The organism is Niallia endozanthoxylica (genome assembly GCF_008710145.1).
Taxonomy (GTDB): domain Bacteria; phylum Bacillota; class Bacilli; order Bacillales; family Cytobacillaceae; genus Bacillus_BD; species Bacillus_BD endozanthoxylica.
In genome coordinates this window covers 38,577-63,101 of record NZ_VYKL01000045.1, presented here as the reverse complement: position 1 = coordinate 63,101, position 24,525 = coordinate 38,577, and the positions used below count along the sequence as shown (strand labels likewise).

Sequence of the window (24,525 nt, the reverse complement as noted above, 5' to 3'; positions counted from 1 at the left end):
GAAAAAAATGAATAAAAACTATTGTATCATTGGAACCGGAGTTGCAGCCGTAAATGCAGCTAAGGCTATCCGTGATCAAGATAAAGAAGCCCATATCCATGTGTTTGGTGCAGAAAAATCACTTCCCTATAATCGAATTAAATTATCAAAGGATTTGTATTCAGATTTACACAGTGAAAAGGTTTTAATTAAAAAGGAAAAATGGTATAAGGATCAAAATATTCTTGTTCATGTTGAGACACCAATCATTAATATTAATATGGATAAGCATGAGATCCTGACAACAAGCGGAGAAATCTACAATTATGATAAACTGCTTATCTGCACAGGCTCTCAAAACAGAAAACTAGCTATTGATGGAGCAGACAAAAAAGGCGTTTTTACTATTAGAGAAATGCATGAAGCGGATGATTTCAAGGCCTTTATCGAGGGAAAGCAGCATGTAGTGAACATTGGCGGCGGAATTCAAGGACTGGAGACAGCATGGTCCATTCATAAGCAGGGTAAGAAAGTATCCATTATTGAAGCAGCACCACGTTTGATGGCAAGACAGCTCGATGAGAGGACTTCATCCATTTTGAAAAAGAAAATAGAAGAAGCAGGCGTTCAAGTGTATGTTAGTTCCTCTATTGAAAGTATAAAAGGAGAAACGGAAGTAGAAGCCATTGTATTTGATAACCATGAGCTTGACTGTGATAGTGTCATTTATGCAATCGGGGTTATTCCAAATGTCGAATTAGTGAAAAATACAGAGATTGCAGTGAACCGCGGTATTATTGTCAACGAACGTATGCAGACAAACGTGGAAGATGTATACGCAGCTGGCGATGTGGCTGAGTGGAATGGCGAGGTGGCAGGCCTATGGAATCCAGCTATGGACCAAGGAAAGGTGGCTGGAAAAAACATGGCAGAAACCTCTGCTATAACGTATCAAAAGAGTATCCCGAGTACTGTTTTCAATGCCTTTGATTTTTCACTATTTTCTATCGGGCTTGTGGATGAAAATCAATGTGATATAACGATAATTGAAGAAGATCAAACAGGAAAATATACAAGAGTATTTATTAAGGATGACAAAATGGTGGGTGTAATATCTCTTGAAGGTGTAGTAGCTTCATTGCCGTATAAAGCAGCCATTGAAAGTGAAGTGTCATTAAAGGGAATCGAATTAAGTCGTGTTACAGTTAGTGAATTAATGAATGAATTAAAAAAGAGACAACAGCTTTCAGCATAAAAATAAGGAGAATCGATTATGAAGAAATATATTTGTATTCCATGTGGTTATATTTACAATCCAGCGATTGGAGATCCAGATGAGGATGTAGAGCCGGGAACAGCCTTTGAGGATGTACCAGAAGACTGGGTATGCCCGGTTTGCGGCGAAGATAAGGATCATTTTGCAGAGGTAGAAGAATAGAAAATAAAAGTGCCGAGAAAGTAAGTCATTTTTCGGCATTTTTTATTTATACTAAACCAACATAGTTATGTTATATATGTCCTTTTTTATATTTCGACATATACTAGTGGATATTTGATTCATCTAAGCGATATGGTCATGAAACAGGAGGAGAAAACTCGTTTTCTCCTCCTGTTTCATGACCATATCGCAACCTTTCAGCTCCGCTGAAAGGTGTGTGAAAAGGACTTTTCACACGGATGAGTCAAATATCTAGCGGAAGAACCATATTTACTACCCGTACATGATAGAAAAAGAATTCCTATGTCGATTTAATAAGTCGGATATATATAGTAAGGTGATTTAAAACACAATGATTGTTTCATTACTATGATATATTCATAGTAAATCCTTATTAACTTCAAAATTTTTATATTTTAAGGAAAAATAATCTTATTTCTATAAAAAAGGTGATGCGTAATGATAGAACATGTATGTAATCATGTAGAAAACGAACCGTGTACAAAAAAGGTCCCGATTTTCGGCTCATTGTCCCATGATGAGTTTGTCAAAATAGCAAATATGATACGGCATGTCCACTATCAAAAAGGGCAAATGTTGATTCAAGAAGGGGAAAAGTCGGATACTTTATATATTATTCATCAAGGGAAAGTTAAACTATCTAAATTTACTGTTGATGGAAAGGAACAAATCCTCTATCTCATGACAACAGGTGACTTCTTCGGAGAGTTAAATCTTTTTAATGATGATGAAGTAAATAATTTTAGTGTTTTTGCTATTGAGGATATAGAAATCTGTCAGTTAACAAAGTCGGATATGGATTTGATTATGATGGAGAATCCAGAAATTTCGTTAAAGTTGTTAAAGGCTATTACGAAACGGTTAGCCCATACAGAGAACCTAGCGCAAAACTTGGCAACGAAGGATCCGGAGGTCAGGATTGTCAGCATGATTCTAGAGTTCTGTCAAAAGTTCGGCACTAAGCTGAGGGATGGAACGATGATTCATTTGCCGATAACAAGAGAAGAAATCGCCAGCTATGTTGGTGTTACACGTGAAACAATCAGCCGTAAATTTAGCAAGTTTGAAGACTTGGGATTGATTACAATCTCGGGCACAAAGCGGATTTTTGTAAAAGATCAGTTGGCATTAAGAGCATATTTAGAATAGAGAGTATAACATGAAAAAGAGCAGTTCAAGAAGGCTGCTCTTTTTCATGTTATTAGAGGAATGGATCAAAATAATCATATTCCGTTACACCATTTTCAATGGGTGAGCTGATTGTGATTAACTCATTGATGATATCCTCAGCTTCTTTGCCGAATACAGGTAGAGGCTGGTAGTTATTTTCGCTTGTGCTGCCGTCCGAGTTTTCTAAAGTTGGTACGATGGTTAGCCCTTTCATCACAACTGTATCATTCTCTTTGGCAAATCGTAATCGGAACATTGCCGTCTGACGTGAATGCAAGGTTGGGTCTGCACCAAAGGCATAATCCCCCATACTGTAAATAATATATTTTCCGTTATAGTTCTCGATGCTCTCAAGACGATGTGGATGTCCGCCCATAATAATATCTGCACCGGCATCAAGAATGCTTCTGCCAAACTGTGTTTGATAATAGACAGGTGTTTCGCGGTATTCAACACCCCAATGCATATTGACAATGACTAAATTATCCTTTCGTTTATATGTCTTTACTTCCTCCACAATTCGGGCTAAAAACTCAGGACTCTGCTGGCTCATCCGGCAGTCATAGCCAAGGAAGATGGTTTCAATCTTGCCAATTTTCTCTTTCAGCGGCATACCATCGTTAAACACCGCCACGTTATTTTCAGCAAAGGCCTCCAAAGTATCTTCATAACCGGTTAAAAAGTAATCCTTTGTATGATTGTTTGCCAGATTAGCAGCTTCTACACCGCTAGCGGGTAAAAAAGCGACATGTGCCGGATTGCTTTTTATCCGCCACATTTTGTTTTCAGCCTTTGTTTCATTCGTAAAGGCACTTTCAGCATTAATAATTGTAAAGTCGTCTGAGTTAAACCAAGGCAGGCTGTTTTTAAAGACATAGTGATTATCACCGCCATTCGCCTTAAATACATGATCAAACTTCAAGTGTTCAGGTGTTTCCGGATAAGTTCCAAAGGAGTTGTCGCCGACAAAGGTTAGAGTAATTTCACCATCTTTTTTTCGTCCCCTTTCATAAACGGAGGCTGCTGCATAAAACCAATCATATTGTGTAGGCTCGCTTAGCTCAATTCCTGGTTCTTCCTGTTTTAAACGCTCTACTGCAGCCTTGTAATCCGGGTAGGCTTTGCCTAACGCTTTTTCATCAGCGTTTCCCGCGCTGTAGTCCATAAGTGCGAGCAAACAGTTTTTTAAATTCTTACTATAATCATTTAAGCTGTTATTCTCATCTTTATATTGATTCAATCTATTAATGAGTTCTTTGACCTTTTGTTGTTCTTCACTTGCACCACCTGATGAAGCCAGCCTTTGAATAATCTGTAACGATTGTAAAGAAAGTTCTTCCACTTCTTCCTTCGTGAGGCTTTTCCTTTGCGCTGTTTTCTCTTCATCATCAATAGCCTCTGTGTTAGCAGCTTCATTAGCTGTACATCCTGTAAGAATAAAAAGCATGAATATAATAGATAGTAAACCGTAACTTTTCATAATTAACTCCTCTCAAATGATTAATTTTAGAAAAATGAGATTTATAAGAAGAGTATACAAAGCTTTCAAAACAGTATCACTAGTTATTTTTTACTTGAGCTTGGTTTTTAACATTGTTGGTTTTTAACTCATCTAAAATTGTATGGTTAGGAAAGGCGTGAGAAATGTCCATTTCTCACGGATGAGTCAAAAATTTGACCTATCAGCATCATTCATTATTCATTAATATAGCCTTTTATTAAACGGTTAGGATAATATACCAATAATTAAAAGTGTCAAACTATCTCAAGCATATTTTGACAGAATAGATAGATCTAAAATTGAAAGCGCTATCGTATTTAAATACTTTTCAACATTTTTCGCCGAAATTTTATCAAATTCAACGCGGTATTTTTACAGCTATTTTACTATATTTATAATCTAATAATTAGTTTAAATATAGTAAAGAAAATAGTATTTTTCCCCATTATTACTACAATTTTGGGATTATAAATTAGGTGTTTATTAGTATTCTATACACTTTTAAAGGATCAAAAATATGTTTGCCAAATAATCTATAAGGTTTCTGAAATAATATATAAATCAGAATTTGTCGAATAATTTGGTGTTAATTTTATAGAATTTTGTAGTATTATAACAACGATGAATATTCAGAATATAAAACAAGCACATGGGAGGAAATTCAATTGACAAACGAAGTAGTTATTGTAAGTGCAGTTAGAACACCAATCGGTACTTTTCTAGGAAGTTTAACAAATGTTGCTGCAACTCAACTTGGAGCAATTGTTATAAAAGGCGCTCTTGAAAAAGCAGGTGTAAATCCTGAGCAAGTAGATGATGTAATCATGGGTAACGTTTTACAAGCTGGTCTTGGACAAAACCCAGCAAGACAAGCTGCATTAGCTGCAGGTGTTCCACAAGAAGCTTCTGCTATCACAATTAATAAAGTATGTGGATCAGGTCTACAAGCTATTCACATGGCAACACAAGCTATCTTAGCTGGCGATGCTGAAGTCGTTGTTGCTGGTGGTATGGAAAACATGAGTGCTGCTTCTTATGTATTAAAAGGTGCTCGTAACGGATTCAAAATGGGAAATCAAAAAGTTGTTGACTCTATGATCGAAGACGGTCTATGGTGCGCAATGAATGACTACCACATGGGTATCACAGCTGAAAATCTAGCTGATAAATATGAAATTTCACGTGAAGAACAAGATGAGTTCTCTGCATGGAGCCAACAAAAAGCACAAGCTGCAATTGAAGCTAACCGTTTTGCAGATGAAATCATCCCTGTAGAAATCCCTGGACGTAAAGGCCAAGTAACAGTATTCAGCCAAGATGAGTTCCCACGCTTTAACACAACAGCAGAAAGCTTAGGAAAACTTCGTCCAGCATTCAGAAAAGACGGTACAGTAACAGCTGGTAACGCATCAGGTATCAATGACGGTGCTGCAGCGTTCGTTGTAATGAGCCGCAAGAAAGCTGAAGAATTAGGTGTTAAACCTTTAGTAACAGTAAAAGCAAATGCAAGTGCTGGTGTAGATCCAAGCATCATGGGTATCGGACCTGTTCCTGCGGTTAAGAAAGCTCTAGAAAAAGCTTCTTTATCATTAGAAGATATCGATTTAGTTGAAGCAAATGAAGCATTTGCAGCACAATCTATCGCTGTAGATCGCGAGCTTCAATTCAATAAAGAAAAATTAAATGTGAACGGCGGCGCAATTGCTCTTGGACACCCTATCGGTGCAAGTGGTGCGAGAATCCTTGTATCTTTAATTCACGAAATGCAGAAGAGAGATGCAAAGACTGGTTTAGCAACACTTTGTATTGGTGGCGGACAAGGCGTAGCTACAATCGTAGAAAAAGCGTAATCTAAAATAAAATAAGAAAAACGAGGCTCCGCTAAGGGAGTCCTCGTTTTTCTTTTACTATTATATAACTAAGCCGCCATCAACACTTAAGATGGTTCCGTTTACATAATTGGCATCATCAGACGCTAAGTATAGATAAGCATTTGCAATATCTTCTGGTCTTCCCAGCTTCCTTAGCGGCGTCTTATCTTTCATGAAATCTAGTACTTTTTGCGGTACAGCAGCGGTCATTCCCGTTTCAATGAAGCCAGGTGCAACGGCATTAACCCTGATTCCTTTTGGACCAAATTCCTTTGCCCAGCTTTTTGTTAACCCGATTACGCCGGCTTTTGTCGCTGCATAGTTCGTTTGACCAATATTTCCATATAGTCCAACTACAGAGGAGGCGTTCAGGATCACACCTGAGCCTTGTTGAAGCATAACAGGAGCAACTGCTTTGGTACATTTATAGACACCGGAGAGATTGACAGAAATGACTTTTTCCCAAGCTGCTTCATCCATTTTCGTTAAAAATCCATCAACTGTTATTCCTGCATTGTTCACGAGTATATCGATTCTGCCATATTTATCAACTGTCGCCTGGACCACTTTTGCAATTTGAGCACTATTGGACACATCAACTTTAAAAAAGTCTGCATTTTCATTACCGAACTCTTCAAGGGTAGCAAGGCCTGCTTTCTCATCATAATCACAGATAACGACTTTGGCTCCTTCTTGAAGAAATTTTTTGGCTGTTTCTTTTCCAATACCTTGAGCTCCACCAGTAATTAAAGCAACCTTTTCAGTTAACTTCAAATATACCACCTCTTCTTTGCTAATGTGTTCCAGAATCAACAGCAGACGATAAGGTGAAACTTCCATCAGTGGGGGTTTTCCACTGATGATTAGTTGAACTAATTAAATCTTTACAGACAGTTAATCTCCTAATTAACCTTCATAGATTATTATAAGTCTTGAAGTGGAAGTCTTACTGTCTGTTAATATGGGGAAAATATCCATCAGATTCGAGACAATGCAATTTGGCAATAGGTGAAATTTTCATTAGCCAATTTATATTATTCTATTTTTCGAAAAAAAAGAACAGCGAAAATTCGCTGTCCTTATTTAAATAAGCCAAGGGCTAATTTTGAATTTGCTTCAACGATGTCGTTAAAGATTTTTTGAGATGCTTTTACTTGCTCTGTAAGGTCTTGACGAAGCTTTTGTTGTTGCTCAATTCCGTTAACAATTGTTTGTTGGAATTGCTCTTGAGATTGAACAAGAAGATTTAAACCTTCTTTGTAAGGAGCTACAGATAATTCTTGTACGCGATTAGCTACTTCATCAAATTGTGCATTGAATTGCTCGTAAGCTTTACCAGCAGTTGGTCCAAATACACGTTGGATGTTTAATTTGATTTGTTCGCGAACTTCATCGATAAATTTCTTTTGTTCTGCCTCAATTTTAGAAAGATCATCAGAAAGCTTAGAGAAAGTTTCTTTTTGAGTTTCTAATGCTTGAAGGAAAAGGTTTTCGATTTCTTTACGAGAAGTGTAAACCAAATCTAAACCGTTTGTAAAACTGTTGAATAAAGAATCACCGATATGTGCAGCTGCTTCTTGAGCTTTAGTTGCTGTTGCTTGTGCCATTTTTGTAAAACCTCCTGAAAAATTGTTATTTATTATGATTGCAGTAAAACTGCAGAATCATTGTTTAGATTGTGTTGCAAAGTGTTACTTGTCAGTGTCCTTTTTGTCTTTATCATTAAACGCCGATAAAGAGCTTGGAAGGAACATGTCCATGTACATGGAAAAAAAGCGATTAATAATAGATTGATATTGTTCAAGTGCATCTGAGCAGGTCTTTAAATAATCTTCTCCTGCTTCTGTGATTGAGTAAATGCGTTTTGCTGGGCCTCCAGTTGATGTATCCCATTCAGACTTTATCATATTATCTTTTTCTAACTGTCTTAATGTACGATATACATTTCCATGATCTATAGAGGAAAAGCCAAATCGAGTTAATTCTTGGATGAGTCTATAACCATGTAAATTAATATTTCGGAGACTTAACAAAAGTGCAGGAACCATTAAGTTTTTTGGCATAGATGTGAATATCTTATCTTCTTTAGGTGGTTCGTTCTTATTTGTTGTCACAATGTATCACTCCTGTGTTCAAGTCCTTATGTGTAATTTACACCTATATGATTTAATTGTCAATTAGATTTAGTGAAAATTTTTCGATAATTTTAAAAAAATGAGCATTTCATCATTGCGTTTCTTATATATATATTGGGATAGGTTTTTTTCAGCTTATAGAATCTTAGTGTTCTCCTTCTTTAGGCTGGTATATTATAAAAAGACTAATATTTATGGCATTGGCAATCCTTTTTCTATGTCGAAAAGTACGTAATGCCACAAAATTTTCATAGTTATCCTTCGAAAAACGTCAAAAATCAACAATATTATTTAATTGTGTCAGTTTTTTTGGTGAAACGTTTCCAATGGAGGAAAATCACTGATTTTTATTGGTTTTACTGTATAAATTTATTGAATTAGCTGTGTGGGAAAAAGGGGAAAAATGTCGAAATATCAACTAAAATATTTAGATAATTTTAAATAATTAGGGTTTTTTTATTTTACGAAAATTAGTATGATAAGTATGGCTATGAATTGTAAATAAAAAAACAACTATGGAGGCGAAAAGATGTCAAGAGACTATAATCTATTTGAAATGTGGAAAGATCTCTATGATCAATCCAGCAGTTACGTAGATGATAAAGTAAAAGAAGACTTCCCTTCCCAAGGAATTGGACAAATCCTAGAGATGAATCTTTTATTTAAAAAGTTCTTGAATGAAACAACTGAGCAGTATTTAGAACAAGTAAATGTTCCGACACGTAATGATATTGCCAACCTTTCATCATTGATTGTGAATGTTGACGCAAAGGTTGATAGCTTAGAAGAATTATTAGAGGACTCTAAAGATCAAGCAGGTCAGCCTGAGTTACAAAAAGAAGTGGCTAATCTGAAAAAGGAAATGAAGAATTTAGATACAAAATTAAATCAAATTCTTGATTTGTTAAAGGAAACAAAAGAAGCAGCGGTAACTGCACCAGCAGCGGCGGCTACTGAAAAGGCACCAGCGAAAGCAGCTGAAAAAGCACCAGTAAAATCACAAGCTAAAAACTAATCCAACCAATGGATATAGCATAAAACATAAAACTAAAACAAACTAAGAGATGGAGTGTACAATCATGACAGTAGAATTAAAAAACAAAGTAGCAATCGTAACAGGCGGAAGCAGAGGAATTGGATCATCAATCGCATTAGAACTAGCTAAAGAAGGCGCAAACATCGTTATTAACTATAACAGCAACAGCGAAGCAGCTGACAAAATGGTTGCAGAAATTAAAGAACTAGGCGTTGACGCAATTGCCGTACAAGCTGACGTTTCAAAAAGTGAAGATGCTGCAAAATTAGTGCAAGCTGCAGTTGAGAAATTTGGTCAATTAGATATCCTAGTTAACAACGCTGGTATCACTCGTGATACTACTTTCAAGAAAATGACTGAAGAAGATTGGAGAAAAGTAATCGATGTTAACTTGAACAGCGTATTCAATACAACATCTGTTGCATTACCACATCTTACTGAAGCAGAAGCTGGCCGTGTAATCAATATCTCTTCTATCATCGGTCAATTCGGCGGTTTCGGGCAAACAAACTATGCTGCTGCAAAAGCTGGATTACTTGGATTCACTAAGTCTTTAGCTCTTGAAACAGCTAGAACAAAACTAACAGTTAACGCAATTTGCCCAGGATATATCGGAACAGAAATGGTTCAAGCAATTCCTGAGAAAGTTCTTGATAAGTTAGTTGCTAAAATCCCACAACAACGTTTAGGTGAGCCTTCTGAAATCGCTCGCGGAGTTGTTTTCTTATGTAAAGATGGCGGTTATATCACTGGTCAAGAATTAAATATCAACGGCGGAATTTACATGTAATTTCATGCAATTAGCATGAACGCTCGTTCAATCGAGTATGATTAAGTAATTAACAATGCAAGTGAGGAGTGGGTCACCATTAGCGTTCTAATTAGAGAAGAGTGGAAAGAGTTCACTGAGATGCTGCCTGAGGAATACCAACAAATGTATACCCGTGTAAAAAGGGCGACTCAAGTTTTAACAAATGAGGCTGAACCTGAAGTAGGTCCAACACCTAAAGAAGTAATCTGGACAAAAAATAAAGCGAAATTATATCGTTATATATCTGATGTACCGAAAAAACACAAAACTCCACTACTAATGGTATATGCACTTATTAATAAGCCTTATATTTTAGACTTAACTAAAGGTGGAAGCTTAATAGAATACTTGGTTAACCAAGGGTTTGATGTATATCTAATAGACTGGGGTACTCCAGGCTATGAAGATCGCAATATGAAGTTGGATGACTACATCATGGATTATCTTCCACGTGCAGTTCGTAAAGTATTACGCACTTCAGGTGCGGATGAAGTATCTATGCTTGGCTACTGCATGGGTGGTACAATTACATCTATATTTGCGTCTCTTCACCCAGAATTGCCAATCAAAAATATCGTGTTCATGACTAGCCCATTTGACTTTGAAGACACTGGTCTTTATGGTGCAATGCTTGATGAGCGTTATTTTGATATCGACAAAGTGGTTGAAACACTTGGCGTGATTCCACCAGAAATGATTGACTTTGGTAATAAGCTAATCAAGCCTATGACAAACTTCTACGGCCCATATGTAAGCCTTGTGGACCGTGCTGAAAATGAAAGTTTCATTAAGAGCTTTAAGCTTTTACAAAAATGGTTGAATGATGGTATTCCATTCCCTGGTGAAGCTTACCGTCAGTGGATTAGAGACTTCTATCAAAAGAATAAGCTGATTAAAGGTGAAATGGTTATTCGCGGACGTCAGGTTAACCTTGAAAACCTTAAAGCTAATGTTCTTAACCTAGCTGGTCAAAGCGACCTTATTGCTCAGCCTCATATGGTTGAAGCTCTAATGGACGTTATCTCCAGTGAAGATAAAGAATATAAGAATCTTCCAGTTGGCCATACATCTATTACGTTTGGAAGTAAAGCAAACAAAATTACTTACCCAACAATTGGTGACTGGTTAGCAGAGCGTTCTAACTAAGTAGAATAATAAGTCTTTCTTGAAAAAAGTGTCCCGTGAAGTGTGGGGCACTTTTTTGTGATTTTACGAAACGTTTGCTTCAATAAAATTTTTAAGCTGTTGATTAAAGCACTCTTTTCTTTCAATATTGCTTAAATGCCCTGTTTTCCATAAGAGTGCGGTGCGCACGTTCCTTATATAGGGCTTCATGAGATAGATATTGGCATATGGAGTTACTCTGTCATGTGTACTTCCAATTAACAGAACGGGCTTTTTTATCGTCGGAAGAATAGGAAAATAATTCATTCCAATAGGAGCCCTTGCAGCAGCTAGATAGGTATCATGTATCTGAAAGGCGTCCATTGCCTCCGCTTTAAAGGATTGATCATATACGGATGTTCTTGCTATCTGTTCAATTAGCCCTTGCCTGTCCCTCTTCAGCTGTCTAGAGGCATTTGTGAGGGTATGAAGGGCTAACAAAGAAGGAATATAGGATATTGTATTAGAAAGCACTAAGCCCTTTACGATATCAGGACGCTGTTTATACAGCTCTTGGGCGACAATTCCCCCTAAGGATAAGCCGCATATAAAAGCGGACGGAATTTGCAAGAAGTCTAACAGGTTCTCAATATCTTTTGCAAAGTTGTAAATGGATATATTATCATTTAAGCTTGTTTCACCATGTCCTCGTAAATCGGGAATAATTAACCGATAGTTTGCTGCGAGCTCATATTGCGGCTTCCACGCCTCCTTCCTGCTTCCGAGACCGTGGATAAGGACAAGCGGTATTCCGTCGCCAATATCATCGTATACTAACATGTTGGACTGCCCCTTGTGTAGTTGTTAGGAGCAGTATGGTCAGATAATTTATTATTTAAACCGTATAATCTATTAAAAATAAGCCAGTTCATCTTTTCATAGATATTTATATTGCTGATTTGATATGTTGAAAGTGATTATATATATGTCCTTTTTAATATTTCGACATACACTAGTGGATATTTGACTCATCTAAGCGATATGGTCATGAAAGGGGAGGAGAAAACTCGTTTTCTCCTCCCCTTTCATGACCATATCGCAACCTTCCAGCTCCGCTGAAAGGCGTGTGAAAAGGACTTTTCACACGGATGAGTCAAATATCTCGCGGAAGAACCATGTTGACTATCCGTACATGATAGAAAAAGAATTCCTATGTTGATTTAATATGTTGGATATATATATTGATATGTGAAGGGATGAAAGTGAATGAATGCACCTATGTTTTATGAATTAAAACGACCAAAAAGTATCATTCCAAATAGAAAATATCCAGCCTTATTTTTAATTCATGGAAGAGGCAGCAATGAACGTAATATGTTTGATGTTGTAGGTGGATTAGAGGACAATTTCTTTATTTTTAGCATAAGGGGCCATATTCCGCAGTCTCCTGGCTATTCCTTTTTTACCTTTAAAGTGTTTGGTCAGCCAGACAGGGAAGGTTTTGATGAAGGGGTAAGCTTAATTACAAGCTTTATCGATTATGCTTCAGAACAGTATCCGATAGATGAAAACGGCTTGTATTTTCTTGGATTTAGCCAAGGGGCTGTTATGTCAATGACACTAGCCTTGACGTTGGGACATAAAATAAAGGGGATTGTAGCACTCAGCGGCTATATCCCGCAATTTGTCTTGGAGGAATATGATCGAAAGCCTGTGGATGGCCTATCTGTCTTTATTTCGCATGGAGAAAAGGACCCTGTTCTGCCCTATCGATGGGGTGTTGCGGCACAGGAATATTTCAATGGGATGAATGCAGCTGTATCCTTTTACTCTTATCAAGAAGGGCATACGGTTTCCTTTAAGAATCAGGAGGATTTTAAGCTTTGGCTGCTAAAGGATCTTAAGGGTTAAAAAAATATGCAAAAAAGCTTACCAGCCGATTGGTAAGCTTTTTTCATAAGGTTAATAAATATCATTCGAGTCTGTTTCAGAATAGACCGTAACTAATATAACAGCCTTGTCATCTCCAATATTTTTTACAAAATGTGGTACACAGGCGTTCCAGCTAAAGGAATCTCCTTCTTCTAAAGTGGAGACTTCCTCTCCTTGTTGAGCCTCAACCTTCCCCTCTAATACTAAATGAATTTCCTTTCCCTCATGAGCATTTGGTGCACCCATTGATGCCCCTGGAGGAAACTCAATAATCATCATACGCAGTCCATCTTTAGAACCTATATGTTCAACCTTTAAATTATTATGCGTAGAATACGTTCTTTCACTTTTTTTCACAACACGCATATGTTGCTGCTTTTCAAGCAATAAATAAGGCAATGGAACTTCGAGAAAGCTAGCAATTGTTTGCAGAGTGCTGATGGAAGGAGATGTATTATTGTTTTCCACATTGCTGACAAAACCTTTTGAAAGCCCAGTGCCTTCGCACATTTGTGCAATGGTGATCTTTTTTCTATTTCGTATTGCGCGAATCTTTGAACCTATGTCCATGTAATCACCTCGAATGTTTCTTAATAGAAAACTTAATTCTATATTAGCAAAAAAATCATTGACAAGCTATAGGAGATATTGTTATCTTATAAACAACAAATATTCATATTTGAAAACAACAACCATGAAGGGATGATGGAAAATGGATGCACCAATGGTCTATGATCTTCTCAAGCCAAAAACAGTTGATGAGAATAAAGTATATCCAGCCTTATTTTTAATCCATGGAATAGGAAGCAATGAACAAAATATGTTTCCACTAACAGCAGGATTAGAAGAGAAGTATTTCATTTTCAGTATTCGCGGTCCTATTTCCCATCCTCCGGGTTTTGCTTTTTTCACCATCGAAGGATATGGAAAACCACATCGAGAGGTATTTAAGCAGTCGCTTGGGCAGCTTACGGATTTTCTTGATTATGCTTCAAACAAGTATCCAATAGATAAAAATCAATTGTTTTTACTTGGATTTAGTCAGGGGGCCATTCTCTCGATGTCACTTGCTTTGACGTTGGGGAACAAAATAAAGGGAATTGTGGCGCTAAGCGGGTATATTCCGAAAATAGTTTCGGAGGATTATGAAATCCAATCGGTAAAAGAGCTTTCTGTGTTTATCTCACATGGTGAAATGGACCAAATTTTGCCTTACCAATGGGGGATTGAGGCGCAGGAATATTTTAAAAAGCTCAGGGCAGATGTAACCTTCCATTCCTATAATGAGCCTCATACCGTCTCAATACAGAATCAACAGGATGTTATTCAATGGATACAAGAGAAAATTGATAGTAATAAGGAGGAAAAAGAATAATGATACCATCACTTTTTATCGCACATGGAGCACCATTACTTGCGATTGAGAACAATGAGTACACACAGTTTTTAAATCAGCTTGGAAAAACAATGCCAAAGCCTAAAGCTGTTGTTCTTTTTTCAGCCCATTATGAGAGCATGGTTCAAAAGGTAAGTGATGTGGAGGAATTTGACACTATCTATGACTTTGGCGGCTTTCCTGAAGCTTTATATAGAATCAAGTATCCGGCAAAGGGTAATCAAAACATTACCGGGGAAATAAAATCGCTGCTTTCCGAGAATGGAATCCCATTTGAAGTGGATTCAACGCGCGGCTTAGACCACGGTGCATGGGTCGTACTGCGAATGCTTTACCCTGATGCAGATATACCGGTCATTTCGATGTCTGTTAATCAGCGTTTAAAGCCTGAAGAGCATTATCAAATCGGAAAATCATTGTCTGCGCTACGAGAACAGGATATCCTGATCGTTGGCAGCGGGGGAACTGTGCATAATCTTCGGGCAGTGAAGTGGGAGATGGACGGCAAAGGCACGGAGCAGTGGGCAGAAGACTTTGACCAGTGGATTGAACAGCATATGACAAGCTGGGATACAGAAGCCTTGTTTAACTATGAATCACTAGCGCCGAATGCTGCTGTAGCTGTACCTCCGTATGGCAAGGAACATTTTATTCCTATTTTTTACGCAATGGGTGCCGCAGATGATGTGAAGCAGGGAAAACTTCTTCACCGCAGCTATCGTTATGGAAATCTCAGTCATAGTGTTTGGCAATTTGGTTAATCGTTTAAATATAAAATAATATAAATAATAGGAAAATCAGGAGGAGAAATAGCATGAAAAATGTTGAGGCAGGAGCATTAATTTTACGAGTTGTATTGGGGATTACATTCTTTGTCCACGGTTTAGTGAAGTTCCAAGGCGGGATTGAAAATACGGTTGGCTGGTTTGCGAGCATTGGACTTCCAGGAGGATTAGCATATGCTGTGGCCATCGTGGAATTAGTAGGAGGACTAGCATTAATCATCGGCTTGGGAAGCAGAGTGGTTTCTGCCTTATTGGCCCTATTAATGATTGGAGCTACTTTAAAGGTGAAATTAGCGATGGGGTTTTTAGGTAATGGTCAAGGGGCTGGTTACGAATTAGATTTAGCTTTACTTGCAATGGCAGTATTCATTGTTATTAATGGCAGCAAGCTGTTAGCTGTTGACCAGTTATTTGGAAAGAAAAAGGAAACAGTAATTCAAAGCGCATAATTCCTTTACACAGAAAAAGCTTACCTTTGGACATAGTGTCCGACGGTAAGCTTTTTTATTTATAGAGTCTTTGCGTGAATATAATTCTCCAATTCACTAATAGCGGTGCTGACCGCATCTACTGTCATTTCACCAGGAAGAACATGAATGGATTCTTCCGGTACGACCGTTTTTTCAGCAACTTGTTGGATCTTTTCTGCTGTTATCTGTTGCACCCCGAGGTCTTCTAATGATAATGGCAGCTCCAGCTCTCTGTAAAATGGCAAAATAGAATCAATTTCATCCCACTTATTTTCTAAAACAAGCTGAACAAGAATGCCGTAAGCCACCTTTTCTCCATGCAGGGCATGGTGGGTTTCTTCCAAGACCGTTAGCCCGTTATGTATCGCGTGGGCACCGGCAACTCTTCCATAATGATCGCCAAAGCCTCCAACCATACCGCCGAGCATAATAATAGCCTCAGTCACTTTAATAAAATCATCGTTTAGAATACCTGTCCTTGCTGCATTTACGGCTCCTTCGGAATGCTTTAGCAACACGTCTTTGCATTGTTTAGCACTGTAATAGCCTATCTCTAATGGAACCGATTTGTTCTCAATGGCTGCGATTTGTACATCTGCTTCATACCATTTTGCCAGCGTATCAGCAATCCCAGCAATAAACATGTCAACGGGTCCTTGCAGGAGAATGCGAGGCTCTACAAGCACGAGTGAGGCAGAGACAGGATAGACATCAAACCGAATGAATTGACCATAATCGTTATAGATGACGCTGACTGGCGTCCAGGGTGAACAATTGGATGAAAGGGTAGGAATTAAAATAACCGGTTGATGTGTAAGGTGGCCGGCTGATTTCGCGAGGTCAAGGATCTTGCCGCCGCCAACACCAATAATGGCTTCAAAGCCTCCCTCGTCCGCAAGCCTTGCGACCGTCTCGATTTCTGTAATGGAATTCTCCCCATTGTAAATATACTCTGTACTCGCGACCTTTGTTAGGGTTGGCCAGTATGGACTAGCAGCCTTCCATGATTTTTGGCCGTGGACAATAAGTACCTTGTGAAGCCCGCGCTCTAGTAATTTAGCTTCTAATTGATTCAAAATCCCTTTTTGGAGTACATATTCTCCTGGTGCTCCATGTACATATATTGTTTCCATTATGCAATTCCCCTTTTTATAAAATTAGCACCATTTAACTTAGTTGATGATTTACTTTTCAGGTATTGTGCTTAGGTGTTTTGTTTTAAAAAAACGCCTCTATCGGGTAATGATAGAGGCAGTAGGCTTATTATTTAGTCATCCATGTTGGTTTTCCAAAGCCTTTGAAATTTTCATCAATCGCTTTTTCGAATGCTTCTGATTCCACAACTTCTTTAATGTCTTGAGCTAGTTGAGAGTCCTTATTTGCTGTTTTAACAGCAACAACGTTACGATATTTATCATCCATATTTTCTAGCTGAAGGGCATCAAGAAGATTCATGTTGGCAGCTAGTGCAAAGTTGCCGGGAACGGCTGATAAGTCTGCACTTTCAACTGCACGCGGCAGCTGACCTGCTTCGATTGGTTGGAATTTAAGGTTTTTCTTGTTTTCTGCGATGTCCTTTTCAGAAACAGTTAGTGGATCCGCATCTTTACTTACTGTAATTAAGCCTGCATCTTGAAGTGTGTTAAAAGCACGAGCTGCATTTGTTGGATCATTTGGAATAGCCACTGTTGCCCCGTCTTTTACATCATCTAATGACTTGTAGTTGTTAGAATAAATACCCATTGGTGCAGTTGGAACGGAAATTAATCCTGTTAAATCCATGTTGTTTTGGTTTGCAAAGGTTTCAAGATAAATGGAATGCTGGAACAGGTTAGCATCAATGTCGCCAGTATCTAGAGCGTTATTTGGCTGGATATAGTCACTGAACTCAACTAATTCTACTTTGTAGCCTTTCTCTTCTAAGCCTGGCTTGATGATGGTTGATACCATGTCACTATATGGCCCTGCTGTCGCGCCAAACTTAACTTCTTTTGATTCTGAGGCAGGTGCATCTGCTGCTTCGTTCTTTTCTTCCTTGCCGCCGCAAGCTGCGAGGACGGCTGCTGTTAGTAGTAAAATAAATCCGATAAACCACTTTTTCATGGGATTTTCCTTCTTTCTTTTTATTATCTTTTATCTACTGCCTTAGAGATGAAGTCTCCAAGCAATTGAATAACTTGTACTAAAACAATTAAAATCACTACGGTTGCTATCATAATGGTATTGTCATAGCGGTAATAACCAAAGCGAATGGCTAAATCACCGATACCGCCGCCGCCTACCGTTCCGGCCATGGCTGAAAATCCAATTAAACTGATTAGAGTTAGCGTAATACCAGAAATAATGCCTGACTTTGCTTCTAAGAGGAGCACATCCTTAATAATCATCCAAGGAGTAGCACCAGCTGCAATGGCTGCCTCAATGACACCTTTATCAATTTCCCGTAAGGCTGTTTCAACAATCCGGGCAAAAAATGGAATGGCTGCTACCGATAGGGAAACACTTGCTGCTGTGGGTCCAATGGTTGTTCCAACTAAGGTCTTTGTCAATGGAATTAACGCAACTAGCAGTATGATAAATGGAATGGAGCGAACCATATTAACAATAAAACCCAAGATATTCTGCACAAGACGATTTTCCCAGAACAGCTCTTTATCTGTTACATATAGTAGAACTCCGATTGGAAGACCTATCACGATGGCAATGATCAATGAAATGCCAATCATATAAATGGTCTGTAGAAAAGCTGTATTAATATCTGGGATAAGTTCTATGAGATGATTGAAATCAAATGCCATTCTGAATCACCTCCACCTGTGCAGTTCTACTTTCAATAAATTGAATGGATTTATCAATTTCTTCTTTTGACCCATTAAGCTCCATAATAAAGATACCGAGCGGCGCCTCACCGATGTACTCAATTGAACCGTGAAGAAAGTTTCCGTTAACGTTATACTTCTGAAGTGTATCTGAAATGACACTTTCTCCAGCAACATCGCCTTTAAAGGTAACCTTGACAATCATGCCCTTGCACTTTTGTAAAATAGCTTCCGGAATATCAAAAGAGACGACACTTTTTATGAATTCTTTGGCCAGCTCTGTCTGCGGGTTGGAGAATATATCATAGACAGGACCTTCTTCAATGACTTTTCCCTTTTGCATAATGGCCACACGATGACAGATTTCCTTCACAACATTCATTTCGTGAGTAATTAAGACGATTGTGATGTTTAATTCTCTATTAATCTTTTTCAATAGCTCTAGAATGGATCTTGTTGTCGTTGGGTCCAGTGCTGACGTGGCTTCGTCACACAGCAGGACAGAAGGGTTATTAGCAAGAGCCCGTGCGATTCCGACACGCTGCTTTTGACCGCCGCTGAGTTGGGAAGGAAAGACATCTCTCTTGTCGGCAAGTCCGACCATTTCTAGCAGCTCTTCCACTCGTTTGTTAATTTGATTAGCTGGAGTTTTAGCAGCCTTTAAGGAAAAAGCAATATTCTCATAGACTGTTTTTTGACTGATCAAGTGGAAATGCTGAAAAATCATGCCGATTTTTAAACGAGCTCGTCGTAAACTCTCACTATTTAACTTGGAAATGTCTGTTCCATTTACAGTAATGGTACCTGAAGACGGCCGTTCCAATAGGTTGATACAGCGGAGGAGAGAGCTTTTTCCAGCCCCTGAATAACCTACAATCCCGTAAATCTCTCCTTCATTAATTGTAAGAGATACATTATCTACACCTTTTACTGGGCCACTTTTAGTTTGATAAATCTTTGTAAGATTTTGAATTTGAATCATAGGTTTCCCTCCTTTGTTTTAAATTATATTAAGCCGATTAGTTTAGATGGTTTTAAAGGGAAAGCCGTTTGCCATTTCGTTACGAAATGTGTTTTTTCAAAAAAAATGCTTCTTTCAATTGAAAGAAGCATCGAAACACGGTCTATTATTTCGACTTATCTTTCAGAATGAAAGTCATTCTGGAGGAATTGGCACCTTCCCAATGGGGGTTGCCGGACGTCATAGGGCCTTCTCCCTCGGTCGCTCTGGATAAGTTATTTATTAAGTTATGTTTAGTATAGTACTAATTTTTAAATCGTCTGTCAATATATATATAATTTATTTTTTTAGAAAAGTGAAATCTATTAGAATAAAAGGGTAATCTATTTGTATAATTCTGTTCTTCTATCTTGGAAAATAGGGATAGTGCTGCGAACGTTATCGACTTCCTGTAAATCTATATCAGTATAATAGATTCCTTCTTCCATATGACCGCTGATGAGAACATCACCCCAGGGAGCAATAACCATAGAGTGACCATTAAAGGTATTAGCCGGGTCTGATCCGACACGGTTTACAGCAACAATAAAGCACTGATTTTCAATCGCACGTGCTTGTAATAATAATTGCCAATGATCAATTCTTGGTGTCGGCCATTGTGCAGGGATAAACATAATCTTGGCTCCCTTTAATACATGTGCACGTATCCATTCTGGGAAGCGCAGGTCATAGCAAATGACACCACCGCATGTAATATCATCTAATTCAAATGTATTTACATTATTTCCAGCATTCATATACACATGTTCATCCATTAATTTAAAAAGATGGGCTTTATCGTATTCAGAAACGATCGTTCCTGTTCGATTGGCAACAAACATCGTATTATAGAATTCACCCTGTTTTTTAGTAGCAACAGAGCCGCCGACAATATTTACCCTATATTGGTTTGCAAGAGTTGAGAGTAGGGCCTTTGTGCGTTCACCGTTTTGATCTGCCAGTGTTTCAAGCTGTTTTAAAGCGTAGCCTGTATTCCACATTTCAGGTAATACGATCATATCAGCCTTGTTTTCTGCTGCCTCTTTTACAGCTGCTTCTACTTTTGTAAAGTTCTTTTCGGGCTGTCCAAATTCAATATCCATTTGTATTACAGCTATTTTCATTTTTTCCACCACCACTAGACAAGTTACTTTAAAGATTATAGAATTTTACATAAAATCGCAATCTATTTTATTATTTGGTTTTATTATGGATGGTTGTTGAATTCTGTTCCAGACACTTGGCTTTCCTCGGGCAACTGTAAATATTTCTGTGTTTTTCACTTGAGTCAATACTGCTATTATAAAGCAATAAATCGATTTAAAACTAGTTATTAAATAAATGTTATATTTTCAGCTTGGTGCTATTTCATAAAAGAGGAGTTTTCGAATGAATTATTCTGATCGATTAAAAAGGTTACCGGTTCAATTTTTTTCAACATTAGTGAATAAAGTAAATAAGGCAATTGCCGAGGGCAGGGATATTATTAATTTGGGACAGGGCAACCCAGATCAGCCAACACCATCTCATATTGTGAAGGCATTACAAATGGCTGCTGAGGATCCTCAAACACATAAATACTCATTATTTCGCGGGCTGCCTGAATTAAAGGAAGCTGCTTGTGAATTTTATAAAAGGGAATATGGTATTCAACTTGACCCTGAAACAGAAGTGGCCATTTTATTTGGCACTAAGACAGGTCTTGTCGAATTGCCGATGTGTCTTTTAAATGAGAATGAGCTCATGCTGCTGCCTGATCCGGGATATCCTGATTACCTATCTGGCGTTGTACTGGGAAACGTACAGTATGATACCTTTCCGCTGCTAGAGGAAAATAAGTTTTTACCGAATTATTCTATGTTGACTAGTGAACAAAAAGAGGCTGCTCGTTTAATGTATTTAAACTATCCTAACAATCCTACTGGAGCAAGTGCTGATCGTGCTTTCTTTGAAGAAACAGTCAGGTTTGCAAAAGAAAATGAAATTACCGTTTTACATGACTTTGCTTATGGTGCAATTGGCTTCGATGGTAAAAAACCGATAAGTTTTCTTGAAGTTGAAGGTGCAAAGGATGTTGGCATTGAAATGTACACGTTATCGAAAACGTATAATATGGCAGGCTGGCGTGTTGGCTTTGCTGTTGGAAATGCTGAGATTATTGAAGCCATCAATTTGATTCAGGATCATTTGTATTGCAGCTTGTTTCCTGCCGTTCAGATGGCAGCCGTTGCTGCGCTGACAGAGGATCAGCAATGTGTTGCTGATCTTGTAGAACGATATGAAAAACGAAGAGATGTTTTTGTGGCAGCCTGTCAAAAAATAGGGTGGAATGTGAAGGCTTCAACAGGCTCTTTCTTTGTATGGCTTCCTGTTCCAGATGGCTTTACCAGTGAAGAGTTTGCTGATTTATTATTGGACAAGGCAGATGTCGCTGTTGCTGCTGGCAATGGCTTTGGTAAATTTGGTGAAGGCTATATTCGGGTCGGGTTATTACTTGATGAGAATCGTCTAGAAGAAGCTGTAAGCAGGATAGAGAAGCTGAACTTATTTAAGTAAATCATTTTAATAGATAGTATTATTTCAAAGAGCTTGTTGCTTTAAAAAGGCAGCAGGTTCTTTTTGTTTATTCTTTAGGTTTATATTCCAATTTGCAATTTTTCACTTATTTTACCTTCGACAAAAATTTAAAAGAAATTTTGCTAATGAAAGAGTTTCAAAAAAAAACGAAATATACAAACTTGCATACAAATTTACTGTTTTGTATGCAGGTTTACTATTTTTGAATACAAGTATACAAAATGTATGCATTTGTTTACAAGTAAAGTTTGCAAGTTTATAATAATGTTTACATGTATACAAATACATATACATACCTGTAAATTAACATGTATACAAAAATGTATTCAATGTTTACATGTATTGTAAACATGTATTCTTGTGTGCGGAAGTGTTTGCTTTTTTACACTTATATTACTTTTTGCTTCTCTTTATTGAAAAACTTGCCAATCTTGTGTAATCTAAAAGAACACAACTAGATCATCCAATAGATTTATTTGTATTCTATTTTTGGTAAAGAGAGAGGAAGTATGTTGATGTCGAATTCGAGAATTGCTGCTATTGATGTAGGTAATGATTCTATTAAAGCTATTTTTGGAAAATTAGAGTATGAACTAAATATACCGAATATTATTGCTAGAGATGTTGAAGACCGTCCGGTTATCGGAATTGAAGAATTGGATAGCAAAAACCCGCTTGATGGGATTCATGTAAGGGTCCACTCCCCTGCACTGAAAGAAAACAATGTTATTTACCGGGTTGGAAACTTGGCGACTAAGAGCAATAATACAACGGAACTAGATCCGGGAAGCAGTAAATCTGAAGAAGATCAAACATTGATTATGCTTTTCACTACATTGGCTATGGATGCAGTGAGAGACGAGAATGCAAACATTTTCCGTAAGAATGGAAATGTTATTGATGCGCGATATACACTAGGTACCGGCCTTCCTCTTCGTGAAGTAAAGGAAGGAAAGGATGCGGGCTATCGTTCAAGATTGGTAGGTAATGTACACCAGGTTGAATTTTTAATTACACCAAAATACCAAGGTATTAAGGTTAACTTAAAGTTTGATGAAGTAAAGGTTTATCCAGAGGGATTTGCAGCTTACATTAACCTTGTAATGGATAATAATCTAAACATTATTAATAAGGATTTAATTGATAAGCGTATTCTTATTCAAGACATTGGCGGACTTTCAACAGATATCGCTGTTATTAAAAACAGAAATGTAGATGATGATAAAGCACAGGGCTTTAACCTTGGTGTTTCCGAATCATTAGAGCAGATTCGTGAAGAAATTAGGAAGAAGCACGGTGTGGAACTAGATAGCCGCAGAGATGTGGTTGAAATATTAACGAAAAAACATGACCGTAATCATATTATGGTAAAGGGAAGTCGGACAAGCGTTCATGATATTACAGACCGAATCTTGTTAGATTTGGCTAAAAAGCAATACCGTTTATTACGTAATACATGGCAAAAGAATTCTCAAACGGAAATTTGCTATTTTGTAGGCGGAGGCTCTAATGTACTTAAGGATTATCTGAAGGCCTTAAATAACAGCCTTGACGGCTATAATATTGATTTCTTTGAAGATGAGAAGGAAAGTATTTGGATGATGGCAAATGCTTATTATAAGCTCATAACTGATTTTATTCGCAAGCAGGAAAAGGAAAAAGCAAAGGTGATTGAGCCTAAAACAGGAGATTTGAAAAAACCTCAAAATGTAAAATAAGGTGATTAAATGAAAAGGACTTCGGCAAATGAGATTACGAGGGGACAAACAATATCCTTTCGAATCCCTTCTGACACACCAGACCATATACTAAAACAATTGACGCGATTAAAGGAAACAGAGCGAAGGAATTTTTCAAGTAAAATTGCTGACTTCGTTACACAAGGAGTTAATAGCTCTTCCTTTAGAGACAGAGAAATGGTTACGATTCCGCTTCCGAAAAGCTTAACAAAAGCACAAAGAGACTGGTTGAAGCATGAACACTCGGAAGCACTGTTAGGCAGTATCGTTTATCAGCTTATTTCTGATCCGGTTCGCGCTTCATCCCTGTTAGCTTCCTTTAATAGCAGCAGTTTAGATATTAATGAGGCATTATATCTTCAGGAAGAAGAGGAATTTCCGCGCATTGCTGCAGCAAAGAAGCCTGTAGTCAGCGAGGACTTAGAGATTGAAGTAGATGACTTTAATGACCCATTAGAGGATCTTAATGATGATCTAGATAGCTTTGACTGGGAAAGTGTGAAACAAGCGGAAGCGGAAGAAACAGATGAGGAAGATGATGCCGAGGAACTGGACGTTGATGACCTGGTTGGCGGTTTCCTTGCAAGAATGAATAGCTAAACAAGAAAAGCAGAAGCTGCCTGAAGCTAGACGTCAAACAAAGGTGTTTTTTGTGTGAATAAGGCCCGCCTCGAGGCGGGCCTTATTCAGTATAGACAGTACCTTTAGTGCAGTAATGCGCTGGGGGACTGTCCCCCAGCC

The 24,525-nt window shown here is 37.9% G+C and carries 25 protein-coding genes and 1 riboswitch; of the genes, 14 read left to right on the top strand and 11 right to left on the bottom strand.

Annotation, left to right across the window (positions count from 1 at the left end; all coding sequences use genetic code 11):
* The first annotated feature begins 7 nt into the window (after positions 1-7).
* From F4V44_RS23575 to F4V44_RS23565, 3 genes are all read left to right on the top strand, one after another.
* Positions 8-1,234 (top strand): NAD(P)/FAD-dependent oxidoreductase, encoded by a 1,227-nt coding sequence (locus tag F4V44_RS23575; protein WP_150442457.1) that lies wholly within the window; start codon positions 8-10, stop codon positions 1,232-1,234.
* An 18-nt stretch (positions 1,235-1,252) separates the two neighbouring features.
* Positions 1,253-1,417 (top strand): rubredoxin, encoded by a 165-nt coding sequence (gene rd, locus F4V44_RS23570; RefSeq protein ID WP_150442456.1) that lies wholly within the window; start codon positions 1,253-1,255, stop codon positions 1,415-1,417.
* A 459-nt stretch (positions 1,418-1,876) separates the two neighbouring features.
* On the top strand, positions 1,877-2,587 hold the full coding sequence (locus F4V44_RS23565; RefSeq protein ID WP_150442455.1) for a Crp/Fnr family transcriptional regulator: 711 nt from the start codon (positions 1,877-1,879) through the stop codon (positions 2,585-2,587).
* A gap of 52 nt (positions 2,588-2,639) precedes the next feature.
* On the opposite strand, the gene F4V44_RS23560 is transcribed toward F4V44_RS23565, so the two are convergent.
* Entirely contained in the window at positions 2,640-4,088 is a 1,449-nt protein-coding gene (locus F4V44_RS23560) for a CapA family protein (protein WP_150442454.1), read from the bottom strand.
* Between the two features lie 686 nt (positions 4,089-4,774).
* Here F4V44_RS23560 and F4V44_RS23555 point away from each other — a divergent pair.
* Positions 4,775-5,959 carry an acetyl-CoA C-acetyltransferase gene (locus F4V44_RS23555; RefSeq protein ID WP_150442453.1) on the top strand — a complete coding sequence of 395 codons (1,185 nt, stop codon included), beginning with the start codon at positions 4,775-4,777 and terminating at the stop codon, positions 5,957-5,959.
* 60 nt (positions 5,960-6,019) lie between these two features.
* Here the strand turns inward: F4V44_RS23555 and fabG are convergent, their stop codons facing one another.
* The 3 genes from fabG to phaQ all read right to left on the bottom strand — a co-directional run bounded on the left by fabG (position 6,020) and on the right by phaQ (position 8,094).
* A complete protein-coding gene (fabG, locus tag F4V44_RS23550) occupies positions 6,020-6,754 on the bottom strand; it encodes a 3-oxoacyl-ACP reductase FabG (RefSeq protein WP_191090827.1) in 735 nt (244 codons plus the stop codon).
* Positions 6,755-7,059: 305 nt separating this feature from the next.
* Positions 7,060-7,587, bottom strand: a complete 528-nt coding sequence (locus F4V44_RS23545; RefSeq protein ID WP_150442451.1) for a hypothetical protein — start codon at positions 7,585-7,587, stop codon at positions 7,060-7,062.
* 84 nt (positions 7,588-7,671) lie between these two features.
* Positions 7,672-8,094: a poly-beta-hydroxybutyrate-responsive repressor gene (gene phaQ, locus F4V44_RS23540; protein WP_223882018.1), complete on the bottom strand. Its 423-nt coding sequence runs from the start codon at positions 8,092-8,094 to the stop codon at positions 7,672-7,674.
* A 550-nt stretch (positions 8,095-8,644) separates the two neighbouring features.
* Between phaQ and F4V44_RS23535 the strand changes: the two genes are divergently transcribed.
* From F4V44_RS23535 to phaC, 3 genes are all read left to right on the top strand, one after another.
* Positions 8,645-9,130: a polyhydroxyalkanoic acid synthase subunit PhaR gene (locus tag F4V44_RS23535; RefSeq protein WP_150442449.1), complete on the top strand. Its 486-nt coding sequence runs from the start codon at positions 8,645-8,647 to the stop codon at positions 9,128-9,130.
* Positions 9,131-9,194: 64 nt separating this feature from the next.
* Positions 9,195-9,941 carry an acetoacetyl-CoA reductase gene (gene phbB / locus F4V44_RS23530; protein ID WP_150442448.1) on the top strand — a complete coding sequence of 249 codons (747 nt, stop codon included), beginning with the start codon at positions 9,195-9,197 and terminating at the stop codon, positions 9,939-9,941.
* A gap of 120 nt (positions 9,942-10,061) precedes the next feature.
* Positions 10,062-11,108, top strand: coding sequence for a class III poly(R)-hydroxyalkanoic acid synthase subunit PhaC (phaC, locus tag F4V44_RS23525; protein ID WP_191090826.1), 1,047 nt, complete (start codon positions 10,062-10,064; stop codon positions 11,106-11,108).
* Between the two features lie 63 nt (positions 11,109-11,171).
* Here phaC and F4V44_RS23520 read toward each other — a convergent pair whose 3' ends face one another.
* A complete protein-coding gene (locus tag F4V44_RS23520; RefSeq protein WP_150442446.1) occupies positions 11,172-11,906 on the bottom strand; it encodes an alpha/beta fold hydrolase in 735 nt (244 codons plus the stop codon).
* A gap of 426 nt (positions 11,907-12,332) precedes the next feature.
* Between F4V44_RS23520 and F4V44_RS23515 the strand changes: the two genes are divergently transcribed.
* Positions 12,333-12,977, top strand: coding sequence for an alpha/beta hydrolase (locus tag F4V44_RS23515; RefSeq protein ID WP_150442445.1), 645 nt, complete (start codon positions 12,333-12,335; stop codon positions 12,975-12,977).
* Between the two features lie 51 nt (positions 12,978-13,028).
* On the opposite strand, the gene F4V44_RS23510 is transcribed toward F4V44_RS23515, so the two are convergent.
* On the bottom strand, positions 13,029-13,568 hold the full coding sequence (locus F4V44_RS23510; RefSeq protein WP_150442444.1) for a helix-turn-helix domain-containing protein: 540 nt from the start codon (positions 13,566-13,568) through the stop codon (positions 13,029-13,031).
* 142 nt (positions 13,569-13,710) lie between these two features.
* On the opposite strand from F4V44_RS23510, the gene F4V44_RS23505 reads away from it, so the two are divergent.
* From F4V44_RS23505 to F4V44_RS23495, 3 genes are read left to right on the top strand one after another with little or no spacing between them, the layout of a single operon-like run.
* Positions 13,711-14,373: an alpha/beta hydrolase gene (locus F4V44_RS23505; protein ID WP_150442443.1), complete on the top strand. Its 663-nt coding sequence runs from the start codon at positions 13,711-13,713 to the stop codon at positions 14,371-14,373.
* Positions 14,373-15,155, top strand: coding sequence for a dioxygenase family protein (locus F4V44_RS23500; protein ID WP_150442442.1), 783 nt, complete (start codon positions 14,373-14,375; stop codon positions 15,153-15,155). Before F4V44_RS23505 ends, F4V44_RS23500 begins: the two co-directional genes overlap by 1 nt.
* A 53-nt stretch (positions 15,156-15,208) precedes the next feature.
* The gene (locus F4V44_RS23495) at positions 15,209-15,628 is read left to right on the top strand and encodes a DoxX family protein (protein ID WP_150442441.1); all 420 of its coding nucleotides are present in this window, start codon (positions 15,209-15,211) and stop codon (positions 15,626-15,628) included.
* Positions 15,629-15,687: 59 nt separating this feature from the next.
* On the opposite strand, the gene F4V44_RS23490 is transcribed toward F4V44_RS23495, so the two are convergent.
* The 5 genes from F4V44_RS23490 to F4V44_RS23470 all read right to left on the bottom strand — a co-directional run bounded on the left by F4V44_RS23490 (position 15,688) and on the right by F4V44_RS23470 (position 20,592).
* Positions 15,688-16,782, bottom strand: coding sequence for an iron-containing alcohol dehydrogenase family protein (locus F4V44_RS23490; RefSeq protein ID WP_150442440.1), 1,095 nt, complete (start codon positions 16,780-16,782; stop codon positions 15,688-15,690).
* A 130-nt stretch (positions 16,783-16,912) separates the two neighbouring features.
* Positions 16,913-17,752, bottom strand: a complete 840-nt coding sequence (locus F4V44_RS23485; RefSeq protein ID WP_150442439.1) for a MetQ/NlpA family ABC transporter substrate-binding protein — start codon at positions 17,750-17,752, stop codon at positions 16,913-16,915.
* Between the two features lie 23 nt (positions 17,753-17,775).
* Positions 17,776-18,447, bottom strand: a complete 672-nt coding sequence (locus F4V44_RS23480; RefSeq protein ID WP_150442438.1) for a methionine ABC transporter permease — start codon at positions 18,445-18,447, stop codon at positions 17,776-17,778.
* Positions 18,437-19,450 carry a methionine ABC transporter ATP-binding protein gene (locus F4V44_RS23475; RefSeq protein ID WP_150442437.1) on the bottom strand — a complete coding sequence of 338 codons (1,014 nt, stop codon included), beginning with the start codon at positions 19,448-19,450 and terminating at the stop codon, positions 18,437-18,439. The genes F4V44_RS23480 and F4V44_RS23475 overlap by 11 nt, the downstream gene beginning before the upstream one ends.
* Positions 19,451-19,602: 152 nt before the next feature.
* Positions 19,603-19,706, bottom strand: a riboswitch (SAM riboswitch).
* Between the two features lie 106 nt (positions 19,707-19,812).
* Positions 19,813-20,592 carry a carbon-nitrogen family hydrolase gene (locus tag F4V44_RS23470; RefSeq protein WP_150442436.1) on the bottom strand — a complete coding sequence of 260 codons (780 nt, stop codon included), beginning with the start codon at positions 20,590-20,592 and terminating at the stop codon, positions 19,813-19,815.
* A gap of 265 nt (positions 20,593-20,857) precedes the next feature.
* On the opposite strand from F4V44_RS23470, the gene F4V44_RS23465 reads away from it, so the two are divergent.
* The 3 genes from F4V44_RS23465 (at position 20,858) to F4V44_RS23455 (ending at position 24,384) form a co-directional block, all read left to right on the top strand.
* On the top strand, positions 20,858-22,024 hold the full coding sequence (locus F4V44_RS23465) for a pyridoxal phosphate-dependent aminotransferase (protein WP_150442435.1): 1,167 nt from the start codon (positions 20,858-20,860) through the stop codon (positions 22,022-22,024).
* A gap of 536 nt (positions 22,025-22,560) precedes the next feature.
* Positions 22,561-23,763, top strand: coding sequence for a ParM/StbA family protein (locus F4V44_RS23460; protein ID WP_150442434.1), 1,203 nt, complete (start codon positions 22,561-22,563; stop codon positions 23,761-23,763).
* A gap of 9 nt (positions 23,764-23,772) precedes the next feature.
* On the top strand, positions 23,773-24,384 hold the full coding sequence (locus F4V44_RS23455; RefSeq protein WP_150442433.1) for a hypothetical protein: 612 nt from the start codon (positions 23,773-23,775) through the stop codon (positions 24,382-24,384).
* Positions 24,385-24,525 lie beyond the last annotated feature (141 nt).